This is a genomic window from Mycobacterium sp., assembly GCF_965230835.1.
Lineage (GTDB): Bacteria > Actinomycetota > Actinomycetes > Mycobacteriales > Mycobacteriaceae > Mycobacterium.
Genome location: NZ_CBDDLW010000002.1, coordinates 2,778,511 through 2,804,124, shown reverse-complemented (window position 1 = coordinate 2,804,124; position 25,614 = coordinate 2,778,511). Strand labels below are relative to the sequence as shown.

Genomic DNA, 25,614 nt, shown 5'->3' with positions numbered 1-25,614 from the left:
ATGACCACCAGGAACATGCGCCCAGCGTTTTTACACCAGTCCTAAGACGCCACCCTCCCGAATACACCGCTGATTGCAATGGTTCCAGTGAGTCTGCGCCCAAAAAAAGGAGCTGATGCCGGCGGCAACATGGTCGGTGGCATCTTATGCAATCTTGCTACACACCTTAAGGATGCCGGCAAACGGCTTGAGACGATCAATGCATCGACGCGCGCCAGCAAAGAGGTGCTAGCCGGCCAGCCGCGAATGCTGGGACTGGTGTTGTTTGCACTGAGCGCAATGGCACCGCTGGCTCCGTCAGGTTTCCTAGGCGCAGCGCGGCCACCGTTCAACCTCGTCATCTCGAATATGCCGGGACTTCCAGAGCCTACGTACTACCGGGGGGCTCGGATCGACGCCGGCTACCCAATGTCGTCCGTCAAAAACAACCAAGCCCTAAACATCACCTTGGCGAGCAATTCAGGCAAACTTGACTTTGGGTTGATCGCCTGCCAGCGCAGTGTGCCGTCTCTGCAGCGGCTGATTGAGCACCTGGAATCTTCGCTCAAGGACCTGGAACAAGCTGTCGGAATCTGAAGAACGACGACCCGCGCCGAACATCTGCACGTTAAGTTGGCCTTCGCAGATACCGAACAACCGAAACACGATTACAAACAGGGCCAAGCAACACTGGCGTCTCCCAATGAATGCGTCCGCCTTGCTCGAGGCTCCCGCGAACCCGGGCAGGGGACGAAGGAAACAACTGCGAACGCAGTATTCCGTTGAGGATGTGTTGCACAAGCCCCGCTGTGGCGACGAATTGTTAACCTAAGCAAGGCCATCCAGTGGCGCACGGCACCTGACTCCCGCTGACCCCGCATCGGGGCTACCGCAATGGCTACGCACCGTGTTGTCCGGCCATGAAGCCTGCTGATCTGCGCCCACGATTTCGAGCCGTTGTTCGTACGACCAACGGGACTGGTGTTTGGGCCTAAGGCACGAGTACAGGTCTGTCAGGCCCAGCACGGAGACATGACAGGCCCGTCAATCTCAGTCGACGCGGCCGATGAACAGGTCTGCGGTACCCGCGGTTTCAGCCGCACATCCGCGATCGACCGACCGGGCCTCGCTCAGGGATGCTGGCTTGATACCGAGATGACTTCCCCAGTTAAGTAACTGGAGTACTCGCTGGCCAGAAAAGCGATAGTGGCAGCTATTTCCCAGGGCTCGGCGGCACGGCCGAACGCCTCGCTCGCTGACAGCCGGTCCAACAACTCCGCCGACGTCGTCTTGTCCAGGAACTTGTGTCGCGCGATGCTGGGCGACACCGCGTTAATCCGTACCCCGTACTCGACGGCTTCTATCGCGCTGCAACGAGTCAACGCCATCACCCCGGCTTTAGCGGCCGCATAGTGCGCCTGCGAGTGCTGAGCCCGCCAGCCAAGCACACTGGCGTTGTTGACGATAACCCCTCCGTGCCGCGCATCGCGGAAGTAGCGCAAAGCGGCGCGGGTAGCCCGGAACACCGACGTCAGCGTCAGATCCAGTACTCGGTCCCACTCGTCGTCGGTCATATCGACCACTGGCGTTTGCCCGCCCAACCCAGCATTGTTGACCAGCACATCGATGCGGCCCATCCGCTCGGTGGCCGTCGCGATCAGGGCGTCGACTGCAGCGGTGGACGTCACATCGCAGACCACGCTCTCGACCCGGCCACGTCCCAGCGCCGACAACTCAGCGGCGGTCTCGCTCAGCCGTCGCTCATGGTGATCGGAGACCACGACGTCGGCACCCTCCGCCAGAACGCGGCGCGCGGTGGCCGAACCGATGCCGGTACCGGCAGCCGCGGTAACCACGACCACTTTGCCGCTAAGAAGGCCATGTCCGGCAACCTCTTTCGGCACTTCGGACAAAGTCATCCCTTGGCCTCCCGGGGTAGACCGAGCACTCGCTCGGCAATGATGTTGCGTTGGATTTCGTTCGAACCGCCATAGATCGTGTCGGCGCGAGTGAATAAATACAAGCGCTGCCATTCGTCGAACTCGCCATCCGACAGCGCCATCCCGGGCTTGCCCGTCACATCCATCGCCAGCTCACCCAGAGCACGATGCCAGTTGGCCCACAACAACTTCGACACGTTGTCCTGGCCGGGCTGTTCAACGTCCATGGTGGCCAGCGCATAACTGCGCATAGCTCGCAGTCCGACCCACGCCCGGGTCAACCGTTCCCTGACGAAGGGGTCTTCGGCGGCACCGGTACGCCGCGCGAGATCAACCAGGTTGGAAAGTTCGCGGGCGTAGACGATCTGCTGCCCCAGGGTCGAAACGCCGCGCTCAAACGTCAGGGTTCCCATTGCCACCCGCCAACCGTCGCCGGGTTGGCCTACCACCATGTCAGCGTCGGTGCGCGCATCGTCGAAGAACACCTCGTTGAACTCGGAGGTCCCGGTGATCTGGACGATAGGCCGGACTTGCACACCTGGCTGGTCCAGCGGCACCAGCAGGTACGACAGGCCAGCGTGACGTTTGGAGCCCTTTTCAGTGCGCGCTATTACAAAACACCACTGCGACACATGCGCCAGCGAGGTCCATACCTTCTGGCCGTTGATCACCCACTGATCGCCGTCAAGTTCGGCGGTGGTCGAAACATTTGCCAAGTCGCTGCCGGCGCCAGGCTCCGAATACCCTTGACACCACAGTTCGGTGACATCGCGGATAGGCGGCAGGAAGCGCTGTTGCTGCTCTGGCGTTCCGAACGCGATCAGAGTGGGACCTAGCAGCTCTTCTCCGAAGTGGTTGACCTTGTCCGGCGCATCGGCGCGGGCATACTCCTCGTAGAACGCGACTCGATGTTCGGTCGGAAATCCGCGTCCGCCGTGCTCGACCGGCCAACCCAGACACGTCAGCCCAGCAGCCGCGAGATGCTGGTTCCATGCCCTACGTTCTTCGAACGCCTCATGTTCGCGCCCCGGTCCGCCGAGACCGCGCAGCGCGGCGAACTCGCCGACAAGATTGTCGGCCAGCCACTGGCGGACCTCCGCCCGGAAGTCCTCGACGTCTTGCATGCCCTGTAGGCTAACCTACCAAGCACTTGCTTTGTTAGCCTAGCGGCGATGCTTGCCGCGCGGCGGCGTGCGGAGAAGCCGGGCAATCAAGCACAGAGGAGCATCGATGGTCAGCCAAACCCGCACCGTGCCCGCGGCGCTAGATCGCCTCGCCCACCAGTTCCCCGACCACAACGCCATCATCACCGAAGACCGCTGCATTACCGCCGCCACCTTGCGCGACGAGGTGCACCGGGCGACAGCCGCGCTGATCTCGCTCGGGGTCGAGCCCGGAGACCGAGTGGCCATCTGGTCACCGAACACCTGGCATTGGGTGGTGGCCTGTCTGGCTATCCACCACGCCGGCGCCGCTATCGTCCCGCTGAACACCCGCTACACCGCGCCAGAGGCCGCCGACATCCTGGCCCGCACAGCCGCGCCAGTGCTGTTTGGGATGGGCCGCTTCCTTGACACCGACCGAGTTGGCGATCTGAGCCGCGACGCACTGCCCGCGCTACGCCACATCGTGCGGGTGCCGATCGACGAAGACGACGGAACATGGGACGAGTTCATGGCCAGAGGCAATGAGCCCGGAGCCGCCGACACCGTCAAGGTCCGCGTTGCCGCCGTCATGCCCGATGACATCAGCGACATTATGTTCACCTCCGGCACCACTGGCCGAAGCAAAGGCGTGTTGTGCGCCCACCAGCAATCATTGGCCGGCTCGGCGGCGTGGGCCGCCCGCGGCCAAATCACCAGCGACGACCGCTACCTGTGTATCAATCCTTTCTTCCATAACTTCGGCTACAAGGCCGGCATCCTGGCCTGCCTGCAAACCGGTGCGACCCTGATACCGCACCTCACCTTCGATCCGCTGCGCGCGCTACAGGCGATCGAGCAACACAGCATCACTGTGCTCCCCGGACCGCCCACGATTTACCAGACGCTGCTCGACCACCCGGCGCGGCAGGACCACGACCTGAGCTCGCTGCGGTTCGCGGTGACCGGGGCGGCCACCGTGCCAGTCGTGCTGGTGGAACGCATGCAGTCCGAACTGGATTTCGATATTGTCCTGACCGCCTACGGACTGACCGAAGCCAACGGAATGGGAACGATGTGCCGCCCCGAGGACGACGCGGTGACCGTCGCGACCACCTGCGGACGTCCCTTCGCCGACTTCGAGTTACGCATCGATTCGGCGGACGGAGAGGCGGGCGAAGTGCTCTTACGCGGCCCGAACGTGATGCTCGGCTACCTAGACGACCAGGAAGCAACCGACGCCGCTATTGATAGCGACGGTTGGCTGCACACCGGCGACATCGGTGCCGTTGACGAAGCCGGAAACCTACGAATCACCGACCGCCTCAAGGACATGTACATCTGTGGCGGATTCAACGTATATCCCGCCGAGGTCGAGCAGGTGCTGGCCCGGATGGACGGCGTGGCCGATGCCGCGGTGATCGGAGTTCCCGATCAACGGCTCGGCGAAGTTGGTCGGGCATTTATTGTCGCGCGGGCGGGGTCTAGTGTCAGCGAAGAGTCGGTAATCTCGTACTCACGTGAGCATTTAGCGAACTTCAAGGCGCCGCGGTCGGTGCGATTCGTCGACACGCTGCCGCGCAATGCTGGCGGCAAGGTGGTCAAACCACAACTGCGAGAGTTGAACTGAATGGACCTAACTTTCGACGACGATACGCTAGCGTTCCAAGCCGAGGTGAGGAATTTCCTCTCCGCCAATGCGGAGTCGATCCCCACTAAGTCCTATGACAACGCTGAGGGCTTCCTGCAGCATCGCCACTGGGACCGCGTGTTGTTTGATGCCGGCCTGTCCGTGATCACCTGGCCAAAGAAATATGGCGGCCGCGACGCCCCCCTGCTGCACTGGGTGGTCTTCGAGGAGGAATATTTCGGCGCTGGAGCGCCCGGCCGGGCCAGCGCGAACGGAACCTCGATGCTGGCGCCGACCCTGTTCGCGCACGGCACTACCGAACAGTTAGACCGAATTCTGCCGAAAATGGCTAGTGGTGAACAGATCTGGGCGCAGGCATGGTCCGAACCCGAAGCGGGCAGCGACCTGGCGTCGCTGCGTTCCACCGCGGCCAAGACGGACGGCGGATGGCTGCTCAACGGACAGAAAATTTGGAGTTCGCGGGCTCCCTTCGCCGACATGGGATTCGGCCTGTTCCGATCCGACCCGGAAGCACAGCGTCATCGTGGTCTGACGTACTTCATGTTCGATCTGAAGGCCGACGGGATCACCGTACGGCCAATCGTCCAGCTGGGCGGTGACACCGGATTCGGTGAGATCTTCCTCGACAATGTTTTTGTCCCCGACGAAGATGTGATTGGCGCACCAAACGACGGTTGGCGCGCAGCCATGAGCACATCCAGCAATGAACGTGGTATGTCGCTGCGCAGCCCCGCCCGCTTCCTTGCGGTGGCGCAGCGCTTGGTTCAGCTGTGGAAGGACCGCGGCTCACCAGCGGAATTCGCCGATCGGGTGGCCGATGGATGGATTAAGGCGCACGCCTACCGGTTGCAGACGTTCGGCACCGTGAGCAGACTGGCAGCCGGTGGAGAACTCGGCGCGGAATCATCGGTTACGAAGGTGTTCTGGTCCGACCTCGACGTGGAACTACACCAGACCGCGCTCGACATCCTCGGCGCCGACGGCGAACTGGCTAGCCCATGGACCGAAGCTCTGCTGTTCGCCCTAGGCGGCCCGATCTACGCCGGAACCAACGAAATTCAGCGAAATATAATTTCGGAAAGGCTGCTGGGCCTGCCGCGGGAGAAGGCTGGAGGCAGCAAATAGTGGACTTTGCGCTAGACCAACAGCAGTGCGACTTCGCTGCCAGCATCGACGCCGCGCTGACCGCCGCAAACCTGCCGGCCGCGGTCCGCGCCTGGTCTGCTGGCGATCTCACACCCGGCCGCAAGGTGTGGGAGCAGCTGGCCGATCTCGGTATCACGGCGTTGAACGTGCCCGAGAAGTTTGAAGGCTTAGACGCTGAGCCCATTGACTTGGTAGTCGCGTTGGAACGCCTCGGCCGTTGGTGCGTTCCCGGTCCAGTCGTGGAATCTATAGCCGTTGCACCGGTTTTACTCGCCGATGACGAACGCAGCGCGGGGTTGGCTTCCGGTGAGCTCATGGTCACTGTCGCAATCCCACCACAAGTGCCGCGGGCGGTCGCAGCCAACGCCGCCCAGCTGGTGCTGCTGGCCCCGTCTGAAAGCGCCGACCACGTCAGCGAGGCTGAGGTGGTTGGCGGCCTGGCAGGCTGCCATGAGTCGGTCGACCCCAGCCGCCACCTCTACGACGTGACGGCAACCGGAACATCCTGGCAGGCAGACGTCAAGCGCGCCTACGAGTTCGGCGCACTGGCCACCGCGGCGCAGCTGGTCGGTACCGCCGAGGCACTGCTCGACGCCGCCGTCGAATACGCCAAGCAACGCACCCAGTTCGGCCGCGCGATCGGCTCGTATCAGGCCATCAAACACAAGCTCGCCGACGTCCATATCGCAATCGAACTGGCCCGTCCCTTGGTCCATGGCGCCGCACTGACTTTGGCTTCTCGCGACGTCAGCGCGGCCAAAGTTGCGGCGGCCGAAGCCGCCCTGCTGTCCGCACGCTCGTCCCTGCAAGTTCACGGTGCGATCGGGTTCACCCAGGAACACGATCTGTCCTTGTGGTTACTTAGGGTGCAGGCATTACGCTCGGCTTGGGGCGATCCCACGCTGCATAGGCGCCGACTGCTCACGGCGCTATGACCGGCGTCGGCGACGATGCAGAGCGAAGCGATGAGCAGCAGCGGCGCTGATGACCGGCGTCGGCGACGATGCAGAGCGAAGCGATGAGCAGCAGCGGCGCTGATGACCGGCGTCGGCGACGATGCAGAGCGAAGCGATGAGCAGCAGCGGCGCTGATGACCGGCGTCGGCGACGATGCAGAGCGAAGCGATGAGCAGCAGCGGCGCTGATGACCGGCGTCGGCGACGATGCAGAGCGAAGCGATGAGGAGGAGCGGCGCTGATGACTGAAGAACGGCAGCTGCTGGCAGAAACCGTCGCGGCCCTGGTGACCAAGCACGCAAGCCCGGCTGCGGTGCGGACAGCGATGGAGTCCGAACGAGGCTACGACGAGGCGCTGTGGCAACTCTTGTGTGAGCAAGTCGGCGCGGCCGCATTGGTGGTCCCTGAGAAGTTTGGTGGTGCTGGCGGCGAACTCGCAGACGCCGCAACGGTTTTGCAGGAGCTCGGCAAGGCCCTGGTGCCGTCCCCGCTGTTAGGCACCACATTGACGGAGCTTGCGCTACTAGCCGCATCTGACCCGGACATCACGGCGCTGGAAGCCCTGACCGAAGGGGCCTCAATCGGCGCGTTGGTCCTTGACCCCGACTACGTGGTCAACGGGGATATCGCGGATGTCGTCGTCGCGGCTGCGGACGGTCAACTGAACCGGTGGACCCGGTTCAGCGCGCAACCGGTCACCACTATGGACCCCACCCGCCGGCTCGCCCGTGTACAGGCAGCGGAAACCGAACCGTTGGGCGCCGATCCCGGTATTGCTGATACCGCGGCTATCCTGCTTGCCGCCGAGCAGATCGGCGCCGCTGAGCGTTGTCTGGAATTGACCGTCGAATACGCGAAGAGCCGGGTTCAATTCGGCCGCCCGATCGGAAGTTTCCAGGCACTTAAGCATCGGATGGCCGATCTGTATGTCGAGATCGCTGCGGCCAAGGCCGTCGTCACCGACGCGTGTAACGAGCCCACGCCGACGAATGCGGCCCTGGCGCGGCTTGCTGCCACCGAGGCCCTGAACAATTCTGCAGCCGAGGGCATTCAGCTGCACGGCGGCATCGCGATCACCTGGGAACACGACATGCACCTGTACTTCAAGCGCGCGCATGGCAGCGCTCAGCTGCTCGACACCACGCGTGAGGTGCTAAGGCGGCTGGAATCCGAGGCGGCGCAGAAGCCGTGAGTGGTCGAGTCGCACTTCGCTCTGGCATCCCGCCGTTCCATGTTATGGATGTATGGCTGGCGGCCGCAGAGCGCCAACGCAGCCACGGTGATCTGGTGAATCTGTCGGCAGGCCAGCCCAGTGCGGGCGCACCTGAGCCGGTTCGTGCCGCAGCGGCCGCCGCACTGCACCTTAATCAGATGGGTTACAGCGTGGCGCTGGGGATTCCAGAACTGCGCGCCGCGATCGCGGCGGACTATCAACGCAAGCACGGCATCGCCGTGGACCCAGATGCGGTAGTAATCACCACGGGGTCTTCGGGCGGCTTTCTGCTCACCTTTCTGGCATGCTTCGACGTAGGCGACCGGGTGGCGCTGGCGAGTCCTGGCTACCCGTGCTATCGAAACATCTTGTCAGCACTCGGATGTGAGATTGTAGAACTCCAATGCGGACCCGAAACCAGGTTCCAGCCCACCGCAGCGATGCTCGCTGAGCTGGATCCACCGGTGCACGGTGTTATCGTCGCTAGCCCGGCCAATCCCACCGGCACGGTCATTCCGCCTGCCGAACTGGCCGCGATCACGTCTTGGGCGGACGCTTCCGGCGTTCGGCTAATCAGCGATGAGGTCTACCATGGCCTGGTGTACGACGGCGCCCCGCCGACCAGCTGCGCATGGCAAACATCCCGAAACGCAGTGGTAGTCAACAGCTTTTCCAAGTACTACGCGATGACGGGCTGGCGACTCGGGTGGTTGCTGGTGCCGTCCGAGCTGCGGCGCGCGGTGGACTGCCTTACCGGCAACTTCACGATTTGCCCTCCGGTACTGTCGCAGGTCGCGGCTGTTTCGGCGTTCACGCCAGAGGCAACCGCCGAAGCCGATGGCAACCTGCGCCACTACACAGGCAACCGGACTCGGCTCCTCGATGGTCTACGACGCATCGGTATCGATCGGCTAGCACCTACCGACGGTGCGTTCTACGTCTACGCTGACGTCTCGGACTTCACCGGCGATTCGTTGGGTTTTTGCTCAAAGTTACTGGCTGACACCGGTGTTGCGATCGCTCCGGGCATTGACTTCGACACCGCTCGCGGCAGTTCATTCGTACGTCTGTCGTTCGCCGGACCGTCGAACGACATCGACGAGGCTCTGCGCCGAATCGAGGGCTGGCTACCGGACCAACAAGGCGCCTAAAGAAATACCTCGGCGATACGCGTTTCGAGCAGACTGCGCTCACCCGCATCGGCGATGTTGATGCCGAACCGGTCATTGAGGACATCCACCACGGCTGCCGCGTCCTGAAGAACCACCTTCTCGGTCTCACTGGCTCGGTAGATCGTCATGTTCTGGCCGTGCAGATTCCACCGTTCGCCATCGACAACCCGGGCAGCCATCAGGCCGGTCACAAAGATCGACGACGGGTGGGTTGAGGCATACCAGCTGCCCAATTCCAGATCGATCAACGGCAGGGTCTCGGTGGTGAACTCATAGAGCCGCTGCCATTGGCCACCGACCATGGCCTGCAGAGCCAACCGATCGTCGTGGTCGTCAAGGCGGTACTGCCCTTGCGGTGTCTGCGCGACACTGCCAGTCTCCAAAGGAATAGGCGAGGTCGGCGTGAGGCCGCCGAAGCCCACATCGACGAGATAAGTCCCGCGCGAGCCGGGGAACGTGACCGCTAGAAGCGTGTGGGTCTGCGCCGGAATGGGCTCATCTGGTGAGCGCAGCCAAACGACGCGGCCGGCGAAGCGACGCACCCGGAATCCGAGTTCTGCCAACACGTAACCCAATAGACCGTTCTGCTCGTAGCAGTAACCGCCGCGGCGTCGGCGTACCAGCTTGTCGGCGAGCCCCTGCGCACTCAGATCATGCACCGGAACCCCGAGCAGGGGATCGAGGTTCTCGAAAGGGATAGTTCTGGTGTGGGCAGCCACCAGATTCTGCAACACGTCCAGAGCCGGCTCCGCAGCACCACGGTAGCCGATACGCTCGAAGTACCCCGCCAGATCCATAGCCATAAATGCCATTGTGGCCCGAACGTCGAAACGGTGGCCGCCAACCCGACTACCGGGATGCGTGGCGCTGCTGTGATAGCGACATGCTCGGGCAATCCGGTCGCCGATTTCCACAGTTGAGGTGCTCGAAGCACATTCCGCGGCGATTTTCGCGGCCTGCTCATGCCGGTTTTTGCAGCAGCGCTACGCTAGCGAGCCAAGCTAAAGCCAGGTGTCCTGGGTGGTGGTAGTCAGGAATGCCTCTAGGTCATCGCGCCAATGGGCCGGCGTGGTCTTGTCTGGCTCGATGCCGGTGTAGTCGCCGCGATAGAACAACAGAGGCCGCGGCTTGACCGTAGCAACCTCGGACAGTGAATCCACCGAGCCGAACACCACGAAGTGATCGCCGCCGTCGTGTACCGACGCCACCGTGCAGTCGACGTAGGCCAACGACTCCTCGATAATCGGCGAACCGAGCCGCGAAGGACGCCAATCGATGCCGGCGAACTTGTCCGGCTCCTTCGATCCAAATCGCGCTGACACATGCTTCTGCTTTTCAGTGAGCACGTTGACACAGAACCGGCCGCTGGCCTCGATTGCCTGCCACGAGCGCGACTGCTTGGTCGGACAAAACAAAACGAGCGGCGGGTCCAGGGACAGTGCCGCGAAGGACTGACAAGCGAAGCCGATGGGTACGTCGTCGTGCACGGTGGTGATGATGGTGATCCCGGTGCAGAACTGCCCTAGCACCTGACGGAAGACTCGTGGATCGATCTGCTCCGACATCAGTGTGCTAGCCGCGGGAGCCGACGGTGAAGTCGTGACCCCACAAGCTCACCGCGGTGCTTTCGCGGGCGATCCACTCCTCATCCGCGACTTTTCGCCCTTCGCAACCGAACTCAACATCGAAACCGCCAGGTGTCTTCATATAGAAAGACAACATCAAGTCATTGACATGGCGCCCCAACGTGGCTGACATAGGCACCTTGCGTCGCAACGCCCGGTCCAGGCACAAACCCACATCGTCGGACTGCTCGACCTCAACCATGAGATGCACGATGCCGCTGGGGGTCGGCATAGGAAGAAAAGCCAGGCTGTGGTGACGCGGGTTGCACCCGAAGAAACGCAGCCAAACCGGCGGCCCATCGGCAGGCCGTCCCGCAATCTGCGGCGGCAGCCGCATCGAGTCGCGCAGCTTGAAACCGAGCACGTCCCGGTAGAAGTGCAGCGCCTCAGCGTCGTCTCGGGTGGACAACACCACATGTCCCAGGCCCTGCTCGCCAGTGACGAACTTGTGCCCATATGGACTGACCACGCGGCGGTGTTCCAGAGCGGCGCCGTGGAATACCTCTTGGCAGTTGCCGGATGGATCGGAGAACTGAATCATCTCGTCTACCCGCCGGTCAGCCAATTCCGCGGCACTGGCTTCCTTGTACGGTGTGCCCTCGACATCCAGGCGGTTACGGATTTCTTGCAGGCCTTCGGCATTCGCGCATTCCCAACCGGCCGCCGACAGCCGGTCTTGGTCTCCAGGCAGAATTACCAAGCGAGCTGGAAAATCATCCATCCGCAGATACAGTGCACCCTCGATGGCGCCCTTGCCCTCCACCATGCCGAGAACTTTCAGACCGTACTCGCGCCAGGCGGCCATATCGGTGGCCTCGATCCGCAGATAACCCAACGCGCGGATGCTCATCGCGCACCTCCCAGGAAATCAGTGGTCAGCGTGTTGAATTCGTCGAACTTTTCCACTTGCACCCAGTGCCCGCACTGTCCGAAGACATGCAGCTGCGCACGCGGAATAGTCTTCAAGGCGACCAACGCACCATCGAGCGGGTTGACCCGATCCTCACGGCCCCAAATCAACAAAACCGGCTGCCGCAGCCGATACACTTCGCGCCACATCATGCCGAGTTCGAAGTCGGCTCCTGCGAACGACTTTCCCATCGCGCGGGTTGCCGCCAGCGATTCCGGCGTGCTGGCCAACGCGAAGCGCTGGTCCACCAACTCGGGGGTGATCAGGCTCTTGTCGTGAACCATGATCTTCAGGAACGCCTCGAGATTCTCTCGGGTGGGCTCGAAGGAGAACTTGGATAGCCGTTTCACGCCTTCGGTGGGGTCCGGGGCGAACAGGTTGATGCTAAGTCCGCCCGGGCCCATCAGCACCAGGCGTCCAGCACGATCCGGGTAGTCGAGCGCGAACCGCACTGCGGTGCCACCGCCCAACGAGTTACCGACCAGCGGAACACGCCCCAATCCCAGCTCGTCAAAGAGCCCTTTAAGCGCTTTGGCGGCGAAGTGATTGAACTGCGGGTGTTCGGCGCGTTTGTCGGAATGGCCGTATCCAGGCTGGTCGACGGCCAGCACATGGAAACGCTGAGCCAGCACCGCAATATTGCGCGAGAAGTTGGTCCAGCTCGACGCACCTGGCCCACCGCCGTGCAGCAGCACCAACGTTTGGTCGTTGCCGACACCAGCCTCGTGGTAGTGCAGCTTCAAGGGCCCGTCAACGTCCACCTCCTTGAACCGCGAGGTGGATTCGAACGTCAATTCCGCAACTTGGTCTTCGACACCCGTCTGGCTAACAGTCATCGCTTCAGGCTTCTCCGATCAAACCATCGTGTCGCCGGCCGGCAAGCCGAATTCGTTGTTCCCAAAGATCACGTACGCACGCTCGGGGTCGTTGGCAGCGTGCACCCGGCCGGCGTGCGCGTCGCGCCAGAACCGCTGAATAGGCGCGTCATTGGCCAACGCAGTAGCACCGGACGCCTCGAACAACCGGTCAATCGAAGCGATCGACCGGCCGGTCGCACGCACCTGATCGCGTCGAGCGCGGGCTCTAAGTTCAAAAGGAATCTCTTTGCCAGCAGCCAACAGGGCATACTCGTCGCCAACGTTGCTGATCAACTGGCGCCACGCGGCGTCGATGTCGCTGGCCGCCTCGGCAATACGAACCTTAGCGAACGGGTCATCCTTGGCTTTCTCCCCCGCGAACGCCGCACGCACCCGTTTTCCCTGGTGCTCAACGTGCGCGGCGTAGGCGCCGTAGGCCATACCGACGATCGGCGCCGAAATGGTGGTGGGGTGCATCGTGCCCCAGGGCATCTTGTAGACCGCGGCGGTGTTGGTCTCGAGCCCCCCGGCGGTTTGATCGTTCATCGCCTTGTAAGACAGGAAACGGTGCCGCGGCACGAAGACGTCCTTGACGACGACGGTGTTGCTGCCAGTACCGCGCAGGCCGACCACATGCCACACGTCGTCGATCGTGTACTCAGTGCGTGGGATCAGGAAGCTGCCAAAGTCGACTGGGCGCCCGTCCTTGATAACTGGCCCCCCCAAGAAGCACCAGGTGGCATGATCACAGCCAGAAGACCAGTTCCACGAACCGTTGACCAGGTAGCCGCCGTCGACGACGACACCGGCGCCCATTGGAGCGTACGACGACGAAATCCGTGTTTTCGGGTCGTCGCCCCAGACTTCCTCTTGGGCTGCCTGGTCAAACTGCGCCAAATGCCAGTTGTGCACGCCGATGATTGAACTCACCCAGCCTGTGGAGCCGCACGCGCTCGCCAGCCGCCGCGTTGCCTCGTAGAACAACGCGGGTTCGCACTGCAGCCCACCCCACTGCTCGGGCTGCAGCAGGGTGAAGAAGCCCACTTCGTCGAGTGCTTTGACGGTCTCGTCGGGCAGCCGGCGCAGGTCCTCCGTCGCCTGGGCGCGCTCGCGTATCTGCGGAAGCAGATCATCGATGGAAGCCAACACCGCCTGCGCATCACGCTGTTGAATGGTCGTCACTTAGGTTTGCCTCCTGAGAGTGCGGAAAGGTGCCACGGCCGCTGATGGCCCACACGGGGCGGATACTGGAACCTAGTGAAAGACTAGAACACGTTCCGATTTGTGTCGAGCAGGGTATTCCTGCGGCTGGTAGCAATGCTAAACCAGTTTTCTATAACATGTTCTAGTTGTTACCGAAGAAAGGGTTGGTCTTGACCGAGGCAATTCCCGACGAGCCGCTCGGCGACCACGTCCTTGAACTGCAGATCGCCGAGGTCGTCGCCGAAACCGACGACGCGCGGTCGCTGGTCTTCACCACGCCGAACGGGCCCGACGACCAAGCCATTCCAGCGGAACGGTTGCGTTACGCGCCCGGCCAGTTCTTGACGCTGCGCGTTCCCAGTGACCAGACCGGCTCGGTGGCGCGCTGCTATTCATTGTGCAGCTCCCCGTTCACCGACAAGGCGCTGACAGTCACCGTCAAACGCACCGCAGACGGCTATGCGTCCAACTGGCTGTGCGACAACGCGCATGCGGGCATGCGCATCCACGCGCTGGCCCCGTCGGGCAATTTCGTGCCCAAGACACTCGATGACGATTTCCTTCTGCTGGCCGCGGGCAGCGGGATCACCCCGATCATGGCGATCTGCAAGTCGGCGCTCACTGAAGGCAACGGGCAGCTGACGCTGATCTACGCCAACCGCGACGACCGCTCGGTCATCTTCAGCAGTGCCCTGAGTGAGCTGGCCGCCAAGTACCCCGACCGGCTCACCGTGCTGCACTGGCTGGAGTCGCTGCAGGGACTGCCAAGTGCGGCCGCGCTGGCTAAGCTAGCCAGCCCATTCACCGACCGACCGGCGTTCATCTGTGGGCCCGGCCCGTTCATGCAGGCAGCCCGGGATGCCTTGGAAGGGCTGAAGGTGCCCGCCGAGCAAATACACATCGAGGTGTTCAAGTCACTGGATTCAGATCCGTTTGCCGCGGTCAAAATCGAGGACACCAGCGATGAAGCGCCGGCAACCGCAGTGGTGGAGCTGGACGGTGAGACCCACACCGTGGCGTGGCCACGCAGCGCCAAACTGCTCGATGTTCTGCTCGCTGCGGGCCTCGATGCGCCGTTCTCCTGCCGGGAAGGCCATTGCGGCGCGTGCGCCTGCACACTACGCAAAGGTCGCGTCAATATGGAGATCAACGACGTGCTGGAGCAGCAGGATCTTGACGACGGGATAATTCTGGCCTGTCAATCTCACCCGGAATCTGATTCCGTGGAAGTGACCTACGACGAATAGTCGCGGAACTAGGTTCACCCTTGAGGTCGGTGCGACGGAAGGGAAGCGCGATGAGGCGGCTTGCGGCGGGCTTTGCGATGGTGACCATGACAATGCTCTTCTTGCCCAACCCGATGACTCCGATGTCGAGGGCAGCGAGCAACACCGCAACCACGTTGTTCCCGGTCGACGAGGTCACTCAACTGGAAACACATACCCTGGTCGATTGCCACGCAGCGAGCGCCAGCTGCGACTTCACTGCGGGCGCCAACTTGCGCACGCCTGCCGGCGCGATCGGTTTCCCGCCCGGCCTGTGGGCGCGGCAGACCACCGAGATCCGGTCAAGTAACCGGCTGGCATACCTGGACGTACACGGCAGCGGCCAGTTCGAAAGAGTCATGAAGCAAGGCGGATCCGATGTCGTCACCACCGTCTACTTCGGTGAAGGCCCGCCGGACAAGTACCAAACCGTTGGCGTCATCGACGCCACCGATCGGTCGACCGGCCAACCGAAGACCGACGCGAACGTGATCGTCTGCGCCCACATCCAGGTGGTTTACCCGGGCGTCAACCTCACCTCACCCAGCACCTGCGCGCAGACCACATTTTCCTGATATTTTCCCAGCGACAGCTAGCCGCCAGGTTCGCTTGTGCGGTGCACCAGCGGTGCACCTGACGTCACGCCCACGAACTGAGCCGATTCGGCTGGCCACTCGGCCGCTCAACCTTGGCGACCCGCCCGGATTCTTCGGTATTCCACCGCGCCCCGGAACACCTAGCGCGGCAAACCCAACAACCGCTCGGCGGCCACCGTCAACAAAATCTGCTCAGTACCGCCGGCGATCGTCAGACACCGGGTGTTCAGGAAGTCGTACACCGCATGATTCTCGACCAGGCCGCCGCCCTCAGTCACGTCCATCATGTATTCGGCCAGCGCTTGCCGGTAACGCACTCCGATGAGTTTGCGCACACTTGATTGCGCACCTGGGTCCTGGCCGCCCACGGCCAGCTGAGCGATCCGCTGATCCAGCAGCGCGCCCGTCGCTGCGGTGACAATCAATCTGGCCAACCGGTCCTGCTGGGCGGCGTCCAGCTCGATCTCGTCCAAGAGCGCGAGCAGTTCCTCCATCGGGTCACCCAACGCGGTCCCGGTCGCCATCGCGACCCGCTCGTTGGCCAAGGTGGTCCGCGCCAGCCGCCAACCGTCGTTCACCGTGCCGACAACCATCGCGTCAGGGACAAACACACCGTCCAAAAAAACCTCATTGAACAGCGCGTCGCCGGTGATCTCGCGCAGCGGGCGGATCTCGATGCCTGGCGAAGCCATATCCACCAAGAAGTAGGTGATGCCTCTATGCTTCGGCGCATCAAGATCGGTACGCGCCAAGCACACCCCCCACTTCGCCAGGTGCGCTTTGGAAGTCCACACCTTCTGCCCGGTCAGTAGCCAGCCGCCGTCGCTGCGCACCGCCTTGGTGCGCAGCGAAGCCAGGTCCGATCCGGCGCCGGGCTCGGAAAACATTTGGCACCAGATGAATTCACCGCGCAAAGTGGCGGGCACGAACCGTTGAATCTGTTCGGGTGTGCCGTGCTCAAGAATGGTAGGCGCCGCCCACCAACCGATCACTAGATCTGGACGCACCACGCCGGCTTTCGCCAGCTCCTGATCGATCAGCAGCTGCTCCGCCGGCGACGCGGCCCGCCCGTAGGGCACCGGCCAGTGCGGTGCCAGCAGTCCAGCCTCGGCCAGGGCAACCTGTTGTTTCTCTTCGGGTAGCGCGGCGACCTCACCGACCGCAGCGGCGATCTGCGGTCGCAAGTCCGCGACATCAGGCAGGTCGGACAGGTCTAACCTCAGCCGGCGGCGAACCCCGGCCTTGGTCAGCGCCGTTACCCGTCGTTGCCAGCGCTCGGCGCCGCCCAGGAACCGGCTAATCCCGTACGCCCGGCGCAGATACAAATGCGCGTCGTGTTCCCAGGTGCAGCCGATGCCGCCGAGCACCTGGATACAATCCTTGACGTTGGCCTTCGCAGCTGTGATACCGGTGCTCGCGGCCAATGCCGCCGCTATGGGCAGCTGGTCGCGATCAGATTCGGCTGCAGCCCGGGCAGCATCGGCTGCCGCCACATCGGCTTGCTCAGCGCGGCAGAGCATCTCCGCGCAGAGGTGCTTGATCGCTTGGAAGCTGCCAATAGGCCGGCCGAACTGTTCCCTCACTTTGGCGTAGGCAACCGCGGTGTCCAACGCCCATCGGGCCAATCCGGCCGCCTCGGCAGCCAGCAGCGTCGCGGCCAGGTCCGCTACTTTCTCCCCCGACTGATCCAGAACAACGGCCGGCGCCGAGGTCAGCACCACTCGCGCCAGCGGCCGAGAGAAGTCGGTAGCGTCAAGCGGCTCGACGAGCACGCCGTCGCTGCTGGCGTCCACGAGCAGCCATTTCCCAGCGGCCGGCAACAGCAGTAGCGCATCGGCCGTAGCGCCCAGCACCCAGGGGAACGTGCCGGTTGCCCGAGAAGCCTCGCCATCTAGCTGCGCATCGCCATCGAACGCCAACCCAGCGAATCGTTCGCCCGACACCAGCGCACCCTGCAGTTCGGGATCAGAGACAACCAATGTGGCCAAGGCTGTGGTCGCCACCGGCCCCGGCACCAATGCCGCGGCCGCCTCCTGGACCATGACGCTGAGATCCTCGATACTGCCGCCGGCTCCGCCACGGTCTTCGGCGACGGCAATGCCAAACAGTCCCAGGTCTGTCAGGCCGGCGAACACTGGCCGCCAGGCATCCGGGTTGCCTTGCTCGACATCACGGATCGCCGCGGTCGCCGCCTCGCCGGAAGATGACGTGCGGGCCCAGTCGCGCACCAACTCGCGTGCCGCGATCTGTTCCTCGGTGACGGTCACTACCACTATCAGTCCTCCGCGTCAGCAATTTCACAGGGCAATGAACCATTCTTACGCACTAGAACGTGTTCTAATAACGTGTTCTAATAGTGCAAACAACCAACCGTCAAGTCGACAGCTATTACACCAGTACACGCCGCCGACTCGCTGCGGGAGGTACAAGATCTACGCACGGCACGTGTAGCGTTTGCGCACGAACCGCCCGGGAGGAGAGCTGCCCACTTCATGTCGCCAGCGAACACCAATCCGGGCCAGACTCCCGATACACCGCCCCGCGAGGTCATGAAGATGGCGGTACTGGCCGAGTCCGAACTTGGCTCAGAAGCGCAGCGAGAGCGCCGGAAGCGAATCCTAGATGCCACCATGGCCATTGCGTCGAAAGGCGGGTACGAGGCCGTTCAGATGCGCGCCGTAGCAGACCGAGCCGATGTCGCCGTTGGGACGCTGTATCGATACTTCCCGTCGAAGGTGCATCTACTGGTGTCGGCGTTAGGTCGTGAATTCAGCCGCATCGACGCAAAAACCGACCGATCCGCAGTCAGCGGCGGGACTCCGTTTCAGCGGCTGAGCTTCATGGTCGCCAAGCTCAACCGCGCGATGCAACGCAACCCGCTACTCACCGAGGCGATGACGCGTGCCTACGTTTTCGCGGACGCTTCGGCAGCAAGTGAAGTCGACCAAGTCGAAAAGCTGATCGACTCCATGTTCGCGCGGGCGATGAGCGACGGCGTACCCACCGAGGACCAATACCACACAGCACGAGTGATCTCGGATGTGTGGTTGTCGAACCTGCTTGCGTGGCTCACCCGACGAGCTTCGGCTACCGACGTCAGCAAGCGGCTGGACCTGGCTGTGCGCCTGTTGATCGGTAATCAGGAAGCCGGTTAACACCTGCGGACCAGCTACGCTGGCGGTCCCGTCGTGCGGCCTCGAATCAACTCGGTGTCCAGCAACTCGACAACCGGCAAGCCGGATCGCGGCGGATTCAGCAGTAGTTCACCTGCCCGGCGGCCCTTCCGCAGGCTCGGCTGCGCGACAGTGGTCAGCCCGCGGCTCAGCGCCTCGGGCACCCCATCGAACCCGGTCACGGTCATTTGACCGGGGACGTAAACGCCGTGTGCCCGAAGGTAATCCATGGCTGACAGGGCCAGAATATCCGCGGTGCAGACCAACGCCGTAATCCGTGGATTAGCCTCTAACGCCACCTTCGCCGCATTGCCGCCCGATGTCGGCAGGTGCTCGTAGCTTTCCACTACGGTCAGCGCGTCCCGATCGACGCCGGCAGCTGCCATCGCTTCCCAAACGCCGATGACGCGTTCCCGCTGCACCTCAAAGGTCGCTGACTTCAGCCTTTCAACATCTACCAGGCCTTGGCGGCAGTCCGTGCCAAGTCGCATAGTGAGCAACCCAATTTCGCGATGCCCCAACGCCAGCACATGGTCAGCTAGGTTGCGCATCGCCGCACGGTCGTCAATGCCTATGCGAGATACACCGGGCAGGCCTTTAGGCTGATCGACCACCACCACCGGCAGTCGCCGCTGCAGAACCGCCTGTAGGTACGGATCATCGTCACACACCGAATACACCGCGAATCCGTCCACTCCGGCAGCGAGTACGGCGGCCGTGCCGTCGGCGAGACTTCGACTGGGCCCAACCGCGACCAGTAGTAGCCCCTTGCCCAGTTCTTCACATGATTGCGCAACTCCGGCAACGAAATCCCGCGCCGCCGGGTCGCTGAAGAAATAGGTCAGCGGCTCGGCCATTACCAAACCGACAGCACCGGCTTTTCGGGTTCGCAACGATCGCGCCACTGGGTCAGGCCCCGCGTACCCCAGCCGCTTGGCTGCGGCGAGAACCCGCTCACGTAGCTGCGCGGAAAGCTGATCCGGCCGGTTGAAAGCATTGGAGACCGTAGTGCGCGACACATTGAGTTCGGCCGCTACCGACGCCAGCGTCGCCCGACTACTCGATGTGGGACTCACGCTCCGTGAGGCTACCGCCGACGCTGCACATCGCCCAGCCGGCGCTACTACTCGGGCCGCTGGCCGGTCCGCACGAACGGTTTGAGCCCCTAGTCTTTCTTGATTGCCCCGGCGCTGGTGGCAGCCGTGCGCTTAAGCTGGTCGCACCGGCCGAGTCGGTCGCGCGGCACCCGCGCATCGTCTCGCGACGCCGATCCCGGGAGGAACCATGCGCCTGCCGATAGCCGCTCTGGCCGGTGCGTGCATGCTCGCCGCCGGTTGCACAGTCACCGTCGACGGGAGCGCCGTGGCGCCCAACAACGCCGGACCGCTCAATCAGGACCCGATACCCGTTTCTGCTCTCGAAACACTGCTGCTTGACGTCGACGAGATCGACAAAGCGCTGGGTGCGACCTCGATGGAGCTGTGGTTCGGCACCGATGAGATGTGGGACTGGAGTGATAGCGTCGCCGACAAGAATTGCCTGGCTATCGATGGCCCCGCGCAAGCAGAGGTCTATGCCGACACCGGCTGGACCGCGGTACGCGGCCAGCGGCTCGACGACAGCATCGACGACTCCCAAGACCGCGAGCACTACGCTATTCAAGCCGTCGTCGCTTTCCCCTCCGCTCGTGCGGCCGCCGCCTTCTACCGCACCTCTGTGCAGAGCTGGAACGCCTGTTCAAACCGTCGGTTTTTTGATGTGAACCCAGGCGAGTCCGACACCGTGTGGACCGTTGCGGCCGTCACCAACGACAACGGCACACTCGGTGTCTCGCAGGTTCAGGAGGATGGCGACGGATGGAACTGCCAGCGAGCTCTGACCGTGCGCAACAATATCTCCATCGACATCGTGACATGCGATTACGACCCGACCAGTTCCGGAGCACGCGACATCGCCGAACAAATCGCGGCCAGGGTGACTCAGCGCTAAGCGCGCTAGCGCCGGGACACCACGTCAACGCAATAACTCCATCGCGATTTTGGCTGTGAGTTGGACACCGGCTTGCTCAGCTGCCCGACGCACCGCTCACTCCCGAAGCTCATGATGGCCTAGCTTCTAAGCTGGCTAAGTGACCTGTATCGACCTCAACGCCGACCTGGGCGAAGGTTTCGGCGTCTGGCGGCTTGGCGACGACGACGCCATGCTCGGGATTGTCACCAGTGCCAACATCGCGTGCGGCTTTCATGCTGGTGACCCCGCCGGCCTCTTGCGAGTGTGTCGATCGGCCGCACAACGCGGAGTCCGGATCGGAGCTCAGGTGGGCTACCGCGATCTCGCCGGGTTCGGCAGGCGCTACATCGATGTTGCTGCCAAAGATCTGCTCGCCGATGTCGTTTATCAGATCGGTGCGTTGCAGGCGCTCGCCCAGGCTTCCGGCTCCGAAGTAGCCTACGTCAAACCCCACGGCGCCCTGTACAGTGCGATCGTGTCCGACCGCGAGCAGGCCACGGCCGTCGCTGAGGCGGTGCGAGCAGTGGACACGGGACTGCCGGTACTGGGTATGGCCGGTTCAGTGTTTTTCGACGAGGCAGCCAGTCGCGGCCTGCGCACCGTAGCCGAAGCCTTCGCCGACCGCGCTTATCAGCCTGACGGCCAGCTGGTTTCCCGCCGCGAACCGGGCGCGGTGTTGCACGATCCGGCAGCGATTGCTCGGCGGGTGGCTACCATGGTGACCGCCGGCCAGGTCACGGCTGTCGACGGTACGCAACTTGCCGTCACGGCCGAATCAGTATGCGTGCATGGCGATTCGCCAGCGGCCGTGGAGATCGCAGCGGCAGTGCGCGATCAGCTCAAAGCCGCCGGAACCGAACTCAAGGCGTTCTGCTGATGCGGCTGAAATTCGGCCGGCCTGACATAGCCCGGCACTCACATCGGTTCAGTGTGCCTACAGCCACCGCTGATACACCGCTGTCGGTTATGTGGCTAGGCGTGGCGACCCTGCTGCTCGACGACGGGTCGTCGGCGCTGATGACCGACGGATATTTCTCTCGCCCCAGCCTGGCCCACGTCGCCGCTCGCAAGGTGTCACCTTCACCGGCGCGCGTCGACGGCTGCCTTGCCCGGGCCAACGTGTCGCGGCTTGCCGCGGTAATACCCGTGCACACCCATGTCGACCATGCGATGGACTCCGCGCTGGTCGCCGATCGGACCGGCGCACAGCTGGTCGGCGGCGAGTCCACGGCCAATGTCGGGCGCGGCTACGGACTGCCGGAGAACCGTCTCACCATCGTGGTCCCCGGTGAACCACTTCGATTGGGCGGCTACGACGTCACACTGCTGGCGTCGCACCACTGCCCGCCCGACCGGTATCCCGGCGTCATCAGCGAGCCCCTGATACCGCCGGTAAAAATATCGGCCTATCGGTGCGGTGAAGCGTGGTCGACGCTGATCCACCACCGGCCGTCCGACCGACGGCTGTTGATCCAAGGCAGCGCTGGTTTCGTGAAAGGCGGATTAGCAGGCCACCGCGCCGATGTCGTCTACCTCAGTGTCGGTCAACTCGGCCTAAAACCGGAGCCGTATCTCGTCGACTACTGGACCGAGACGGTACGCACGGTCGGCGCGCGCCGTGTCGTTCTGATCCACTGGGATGATTTTTTCCGCCCGTTGTCCAAGCCATTGCGGGCTTTGCCCTATGTGGGCGACGACTTGGACGATTCCATCCGTGTGCTCGACGGGCTAGCCACAGCGGACGGCGTCGCGCTGCAAATGCCGACGGTATGGCAGCGTGAGGACCCCTGGATCTAGCCGTTGACCCTGACCCTCGCGCTAGTCCTGCTTGCCATCGTTCTTGGATTCGCGGTTGCCCGTCCGCGGGGTTGGCCGGAGGCGCTGGCCGCGATCCCAGCAGCAACCATCCTGATCGCGGTCGGCGCAATCTCGGCTGAGGAGGCGACCGCCGAGGTGGCCTCCTTGGCACGTGTGGTCGGATTTCTTGGTGCGGTGCTGGTGCTAGCGAAGCTGTGCGACGACGAGGGTCTCTTCGATGCCGCGGGCGCCGCGATGGCGCGGGCCAGCGACGGACCGCGAGGGCTGCTGAAGCAGGTGTTCGTCATAGCTGCCAGCATCACCGCAGTGCTCAGTTTGGATGCCAGCGTGGTGTTGTTGACCCCAGTGGTCTTGGCTACCGTCCGACGGTTGCGGACCCCGATGCGCCCATACGCCTACGCCACCGCCCATCTGGCCAATGCCGCCTCGCTGCTCCTGCCAGTATCGAATCTGACCAACTTGCTCGCCTTCAACGCCGCCGATATCTCATTCACCAAGTTCACCCTGCTGATGACGCTGCCGTGGCTGTCCGCGGTGACAGCCGTGTACATCATCTTCCGATGGTTTTTCGCCTCGGACCTGCGCGAGCAACCGGATGACCAGAAGCACGGACCACCACCGCAGCCGCCCATCTTTGTCCTGGTGGTCATGGCGCTGACACTTGCCGGGTTCGCGGTCAGCCACTCACTGGGCGTGGCGCCGGCATGGGTTGCGCTTGCTGGTGCTTCGGTGTTGGCAGTGCGCAGCCTCCGCCGCGGACACACGTCGCCGGCAGAGATCCTGCATGCGGTGAACGTGCCGTTCTTGCTGTTCGTGCTCGCCTTAGGCGTTGTCGTGCAAGCTGTCATGGTCAACGGTATGTCCACCAGGATGTCCGGGTTGCTGCCGACCGGTTCAGGGTTACTGGCGCTGTTGGGAACCGCAGTGATTGCGGCGGTGCTGGCTAACATGGTCAACAACCTGCCCGCGACATTGGTGCTGGTGCCCTTGGCCGCGACCAGCGGTCCGGTGGCCATCCTCGCCGTGTTGATCGGAGTCAATATCGGCCCCAACCTGACCTACGTGGGATCGCTGTCCAACCTGCTCTGGCGCCGCGTGCTACGTCAACACAACGTCGAGGCTAGCGTTGCCGAGTACACCCGGCTCGGGTTGTGTACCGTTCCCGCCGCCCTAGTCGTGGCGGTGGTCGCACTGTGGGCAAGCGCGCAGCTGCTGGGCATTTGACGCACTGAGCGCAGCGCCGGCCGCCGACGTGGCGTGGCCGCACAAACGCGGCAGCGATTCGCGTGAGCGTGCGCTGGGCAGGACAGCAACTGGTCAGCTTCTGCGCTGCCGGGCGACTTCGGCGAGAAGCACACCAGCAGCCACCGCGGCGTTGAGCGACTCCACCTGGTCGGCCATCGGGATGGACACCACCTGTTCACAGTTCTGTCGCACCAACCGGGACAACCCCTTGCCCTCCGAGCCGACCACTATGACGAGCGGGTCGGCACCGTCGAGATGGTCGACGGTGGTGTCCCCGCCCGCGTCCAAGCCGATCACCCGCAGCCCGCGATCAGCCCAACTCTGCAGGGTCCGGGTGAGATTGGTGGCCCGGGCCACCGGGATCCGGGCCGGGTGGCGTCTTAGGACTGGTGTAAAAACGCTGGGCGCATGTTCCTGGTGGTCATGTTACGCGGCGGTGGTGTCGGTCGTGGTTGTTGTGGTGGGGGGATGCAGTGGGCGGGGTGGCTCGAGCAGTTGGTGGCGTAGTTCTTGGAGGTGGCGGCTGGTCGCTGATGTTTGGGTGACTCCGCGCCAGCCGCGGCTGGCGCGGTCGAGGACGGCCCATACCAGCGACAGACAGCTGGTTTCGCCGGGTAGGCGGCCGATGACCTTGACCCGGCGACGGGATTCTCCGAAGGTGCGTTCGATGAGGTTGGAATGGCGGATGCGTGTCCAGTGTTGGCGGGGGAAGCGCAAATGCACGCTCAGCGAGGCGAAGTCGTTGGCCAGGCAAGCGACCGCGGCTGGGTAGAGCCCGCGGTATGTGGTGGTGAACTCCTCGGCGCGGCGGGTGGCTTCATCCACGGCCTGCTGGCCGGGTGGCTGGTCAATGTCATCGAAGATCGACCAGAACGCGGCTTTGATCTCGTCCTGGACCGCGACAGGTGTCTTGGCGATGACGTTACGGCAGCGATGGATCAGACACCGCTGACGCAGGCTTGCCGGAAACGTGGTCTCCCATGCGGCGATCAGGCCCGGCGCCCCGTCGGAGATGCCCAGTAGCGGCGGGCGTAGTCCCCGGTTCCTCAGGTCAGCCAAGAAGTCGGCCCACGCATCAGCCGACTCCGCTGCGGCTGGGGCCAGCCCAATAAACAGGGGCTTGCCGTCGGTGCAGATGCCCCAGGCGGCCAGCACCGGCTCGGCCGGGGCGTTGGGATGCATCCGAAAGTTCGAGGCATCCAAGAACAGGTAGTCCAACACCAGCTCATCAAGGCGTCGAGACGACCACGCAGCGAACTCGTCTTTGATGGCCGCACAAATCCGGCTCACCGTCGAGCGCGACAACGCCGCCTGCGAGCCCAGCACCTCGGCCAACGCGGCCTCGATGTCGCGATCCGACAAACCGCGCACCCATCCCGAAATCACCAACGCCTCCAGAGCGTGGGTGCGCGTCACCCCGGCACCGAATAGCCGCGAACAGAACCGCTCGTCGGTGTCGCGTAGTTTCGGGCGGCATAATTCGACCGAGCCCATCGTGGTCTTCACCGTCGCCGGCGGTTGATACCCATTGCGGTACCCGCCCGGGCCGTCCTGAACCCGACGCTGGTGACGGGCTCGGCCCAACACTGCTTCTACCTCGGCCTCCACGGCGACCTGAAACACCAGACGCACCGATAACCGCCCGACCTCCTCCAAAATCTCGGTCAACGGCCGCTCGGTCGCGGCGAACAACTGATCCATCTCAACACGCACA

General features: G+C 63.4%; 22 protein-coding genes and 2 pseudogenes. 13 read left to right on the top strand and 11 right to left on the bottom strand.

The features are described 5' to 3' along the window. Positions 1–54: 54 nt before the first annotated feature. Positions 55–576, top strand: a pseudogene (locus ACO07W_RS13310) (WSD1 family O-acyltransferase); the annotation flags it as partial. A gap of 533 nt (positions 577–1,109) precedes the next feature. Here the strand turns inward: ACO07W_RS13310 and ipdF are convergent. Beyond that, on the bottom strand, positions 1,110–1,898 hold the full coding sequence (gene ipdF, locus ACO07W_RS13305) for a (5R,7aS)-5-hydroxy-7a-methyl-1-oxo-2,3,5,6,7,7a-hexahydro-1H-indene-carboxyl-CoA reductase (protein ID WP_421843822.1): 789 nt from the start codon (positions 1,896–1,898) through the stop codon (positions 1,110–1,112). After that, the gene (gene ipdE1, locus ACO07W_RS13300; RefSeq protein ID WP_421843820.1) at positions 1,895–3,043 is read right to left on the bottom strand and encodes an acyl-CoA dehydrogenase IpdE1; all 1,149 of its coding nucleotides are present in this window, start codon (positions 3,041–3,043) and stop codon (positions 1,895–1,897) included. Before ipdE1 ends, ipdF begins: the two co-directional genes overlap by 4 nt. 106 nt (positions 3,044–3,149) lie before the next feature. On the opposite strand from ipdE1, the gene fadD3 reads away from it, so the two are divergent. The 5 genes from fadD3 to ACO07W_RS13275 all read left to right on the top strand — a co-directional run bounded on the left by fadD3 (position 3,150) and on the right by ACO07W_RS13275 (position 9,177). Then, entirely contained in the window at positions 3,150–4,691 is a 1,542-nt protein-coding gene (fadD3, locus tag ACO07W_RS13295; protein ID WP_421843818.1) for a 3-((3aS,4S,7aS)-7a-methyl-1,5-dioxo-octahydro-1H-inden-4-yl)propanoate--CoA ligase FadD3, read from the top strand. Continuing rightward, positions 4,692–5,837, top strand: a complete 1,146-nt coding sequence (locus tag ACO07W_RS13290; RefSeq protein ID WP_421843816.1) for an acyl-CoA dehydrogenase family protein — start codon at positions 4,692–4,694, stop codon at positions 5,835–5,837. Then, a complete protein-coding gene (locus ACO07W_RS13285) occupies positions 5,837–6,793 on the top strand; it encodes an acyl-CoA dehydrogenase family protein (RefSeq protein ID WP_421843814.1) in 957 nt (318 codons plus the stop codon). The genes ACO07W_RS13290 and ACO07W_RS13285 overlap by 1 nt, the downstream gene beginning before the upstream one ends. A 261-nt stretch (positions 6,794–7,054) precedes the next feature. Continuing rightward, on the top strand, positions 7,055–8,005 hold the full coding sequence (locus ACO07W_RS13280) for an acyl-CoA dehydrogenase family protein (RefSeq protein ID WP_421843812.1): 951 nt from the start codon (positions 7,055–7,057) through the stop codon (positions 8,003–8,005). Then, a complete protein-coding gene (locus tag ACO07W_RS13275; RefSeq protein WP_421843811.1) occupies positions 8,002–9,177 on the top strand; it encodes a pyridoxal phosphate-dependent aminotransferase in 1,176 nt (391 codons plus the stop codon). The genes ACO07W_RS13280 and ACO07W_RS13275 overlap by 4 nt, the downstream gene beginning before the upstream one ends. On the opposite strand, the gene ACO07W_RS13270 is transcribed toward ACO07W_RS13275, so the two are convergent. From ACO07W_RS13270 to hsaA, 5 genes are all read right to left on the bottom strand, one after another. Further along, positions 9,174–10,001 carry an arylamine N-acetyltransferase family protein gene (locus tag ACO07W_RS13270; protein ID WP_421843809.1) on the bottom strand — a complete coding sequence of 276 codons (828 nt, stop codon included), beginning with the start codon at positions 9,999–10,001 and terminating at the stop codon, positions 9,174–9,176. The two genes, ACO07W_RS13275 and ACO07W_RS13270, sit on opposite strands and share 4 nt — an antisense overlap. 198 nt (positions 10,002–10,199) lie before the next feature. Further along, positions 10,200–10,763 (bottom strand): 3-hydroxy-9,10-secoandrosta-1,3,5(10)-triene-9,17-dione monooxygenase reductase subunit, encoded by a 564-nt coding sequence (gene hsaB, locus ACO07W_RS13265; protein WP_421843807.1) that lies wholly within the window; start codon positions 10,761–10,763, stop codon positions 10,200–10,202. Positions 10,764–10,770: 7 nt separating this feature from the next. Beyond that, the gene (hsaC, locus tag ACO07W_RS13260) at positions 10,771–11,673 is read right to left on the bottom strand and encodes an iron-dependent extradiol dioxygenase HsaC (protein ID WP_421843805.1); all 903 of its coding nucleotides are present in this window, start codon (positions 11,671–11,673) and stop codon (positions 10,771–10,773) included. After that, on the bottom strand, positions 11,670–12,569 hold the full coding sequence (gene hsaD / locus ACO07W_RS13255; RefSeq protein WP_421843803.1) for a 4,5:9,10-diseco-3-hydroxy-5,9,17-trioxoandrosta-1(10),2-diene-4-oate hydrolase: 900 nt from the start codon (positions 12,567–12,569) through the stop codon (positions 11,670–11,672). The genes hsaC and hsaD overlap by 4 nt, the downstream gene beginning before the upstream one ends. Before the next feature lie 18 nt (positions 12,570–12,587). Then, the gene (hsaA, locus tag ACO07W_RS13250) at positions 12,588–13,772 is read right to left on the bottom strand and encodes a 3-hydroxy-9,10-secoandrosta-1,3,5(10)-triene-9,17-dione monooxygenase oxygenase subunit (protein WP_421843801.1); all 1,185 of its coding nucleotides are present in this window, start codon (positions 13,770–13,772) and stop codon (positions 12,588–12,590) included. Positions 13,773–13,963: 191 nt separating this feature from the next. Between hsaA and ACO07W_RS13245 the strand changes: the two genes are divergently transcribed. Together ACO07W_RS13245 and ACO07W_RS13240 are read left to right on the top strand one after the other, a co-directional pair. Further along, a complete protein-coding gene (locus tag ACO07W_RS13245; protein WP_421845977.1) occupies positions 13,964–15,040 on the top strand; it encodes a 2Fe-2S iron-sulfur cluster-binding protein in 1,077 nt (358 codons plus the stop codon). A 50-nt stretch (positions 15,041–15,090) separates the two neighbouring features. Then, complete coding sequence (locus ACO07W_RS13240; protein WP_421843799.1) at positions 15,091–15,633, top strand: hypothetical protein; 543 nt, start codon at positions 15,091–15,093, stop codon at positions 15,631–15,633. Between the two features lie 161 nt (positions 15,634–15,794). Here ACO07W_RS13240 and ACO07W_RS13235 read toward each other — a convergent pair whose 3' ends face one another. After that, the gene (locus tag ACO07W_RS13235; protein WP_421843797.1) at positions 15,795–17,927 is read right to left on the bottom strand and encodes an acyl-CoA dehydrogenase family protein; all 2,133 of its coding nucleotides are present in this window, start codon (positions 17,925–17,927) and stop codon (positions 15,795–15,797) included. 282 nt (positions 17,928–18,209) lie between these two features. On the opposite strand from ACO07W_RS13235, the gene kstR reads away from it, so the two are divergent. Beyond that, complete coding sequence (kstR, locus tag ACO07W_RS13230) at positions 18,210–18,809, top strand: cholesterol catabolism transcriptional regulator KstR (RefSeq protein WP_421845976.1); 600 nt, start codon at positions 18,210–18,212, stop codon at positions 18,807–18,809. Positions 18,810–18,823: 14 nt separating this feature from the next. Here kstR and ACO07W_RS13225 read toward each other — a convergent pair whose 3' ends face one another. Next, positions 18,824–19,903 (bottom strand): LacI family DNA-binding transcriptional regulator, encoded by a 1,080-nt coding sequence (locus ACO07W_RS13225; RefSeq protein WP_421843795.1) that lies wholly within the window; start codon positions 19,901–19,903, stop codon positions 18,824–18,826. Positions 19,904–20,111: 208 nt separating this feature from the next. On the opposite strand from ACO07W_RS13225, the gene ACO07W_RS13220 reads away from it, so the two are divergent. The 4 genes from ACO07W_RS13220 (at position 20,112) to ACO07W_RS13205 (ending at position 23,879) form a co-directional block, all read left to right on the top strand. Beyond that, positions 20,112–20,816: a sensor domain-containing protein gene (locus tag ACO07W_RS13220; protein WP_421843793.1), complete on the top strand. Its 705-nt coding sequence runs from the start codon at positions 20,112–20,114 to the stop codon at positions 20,814–20,816. A gap of 139 nt (positions 20,817–20,955) precedes the next feature. Then, positions 20,956–21,714, top strand: a complete 759-nt coding sequence (locus ACO07W_RS13215) for a LamB/YcsF family protein (RefSeq protein ID WP_421843791.1) — start codon at positions 20,956–20,958, stop codon at positions 21,712–21,714. Then, positions 21,714–22,634 carry an MBL fold metallo-hydrolase gene (locus ACO07W_RS13210; RefSeq protein ID WP_421843789.1) on the top strand — a complete coding sequence of 307 codons (921 nt, stop codon included), beginning with the start codon at positions 21,714–21,716 and terminating at the stop codon, positions 22,632–22,634. Before ACO07W_RS13215 ends, ACO07W_RS13210 begins: the two co-directional genes overlap by 1 nt. A gap of 3 nt (positions 22,635–22,637) precedes the next feature. Continuing rightward, a complete protein-coding gene (locus ACO07W_RS13205) occupies positions 22,638–23,879 on the top strand; it encodes an SLC13 family permease (RefSeq protein ID WP_421843787.1) in 1,242 nt (413 codons plus the stop codon). A gap of 93 nt (positions 23,880–23,972) precedes the next feature. On the opposite strand, the pseudogene ACO07W_RS13200 reads toward ACO07W_RS13205, so the two are convergent. Both ACO07W_RS13200 and ACO07W_RS13195 read right to left on the bottom strand, forming a co-directional pair. Then, positions 23,973–24,269, bottom strand: a pseudogene (locus ACO07W_RS13200) (TrmH family RNA methyltransferase); the annotation flags it as partial. 57 nt (positions 24,270–24,326) lie between these two features. Beyond that, on the bottom strand, positions 24,327–25,601 hold the full coding sequence (locus ACO07W_RS13195) for an IS256 family transposase (protein WP_421840071.1): 1,275 nt from the start codon (positions 25,599–25,601) through the stop codon (positions 24,327–24,329). Positions 25,602–25,614: the final 13 nt, after the last annotated feature.

Bases quoted from the DNA above. Each gene is read 5' to 3' on its own strand.
- hsaC (WP_421843805.1), bottom strand. From the start codon at position 11,673: ATGAGCATCCGCGCGTTGGGTTATCTGCGGATCGAGGCCACCGATATG.
- ACO07W_RS13240 (WP_421843799.1), top strand. From the start codon at position 15,091: ATGAGGCGGCTTGCGGCGGGCTTTGCGATGGTGACCATGACAATGCTC.
- hsaD (WP_421843803.1), bottom strand. From the start codon at position 12,569: ATGACTGTTAGCCAGACGGGTGTCGAAGACCAAGTTGCGGAATTGACG.
- ipdE1 (WP_421843820.1), bottom strand. From the start codon at position 3,043: ATGCAAGACGTCGAGGACTTCCGGGCGGAGGTCCGCCAGTGGCTGGCC.
- ipdF (WP_421843822.1), bottom strand. From the start codon at position 1,898: ATGACTTTGTCCGAAGTGCCGAAAGAGGTTGCCGGACATGGCCTTCTT.
- ACO07W_RS13270 (WP_421843809.1), bottom strand. From the start codon at position 10,001: ATGGCTATGGATCTGGCGGGGTACTTCGAGCGTATCGGCTACCGTGGT.
- ACO07W_RS13290 (WP_421843816.1), top strand. From the start codon at position 4,692: ATGGACCTAACTTTCGACGACGATACGCTAGCGTTCCAAGCCGAGGTG.
- ACO07W_RS13210 (WP_421843789.1), top strand. From the start codon at position 21,714: ATGCGGCTGAAATTCGGCCGGCCTGACATAGCCCGGCACTCACATCGG.
- hsaB (WP_421843807.1), bottom strand. From the start codon at position 10,763: ATGTCGGAGCAGATCGATCCACGAGTCTTCCGTCAGGTGCTAGGGCAG.
- kstR (WP_421845976.1), top strand. From the start codon at position 18,210: ATGGCGGTACTGGCCGAGTCCGAACTTGGCTCAGAAGCGCAGCGAGAG.
- ACO07W_RS13220 (WP_421843793.1), top strand. From the start codon at position 20,112: ATGCGCCTGCCGATAGCCGCTCTGGCCGGTGCGTGCATGCTCGCCGCC.
- ACO07W_RS13195 (WP_421840071.1), bottom strand. From the start codon at position 25,601: ATGGATCAGTTGTTCGCCGCGACCGAGCGGCCGTTGACCGAGATTTTG.
- ACO07W_RS13280 (WP_421843812.1), top strand. From the start codon at position 7,055: ATGACTGAAGAACGGCAGCTGCTGGCAGAAACCGTCGCGGCCCTGGTG.
- fadD3 (WP_421843818.1), top strand. From the start codon at position 3,150: ATGGTCAGCCAAACCCGCACCGTGCCCGCGGCGCTAGATCGCCTCGCC.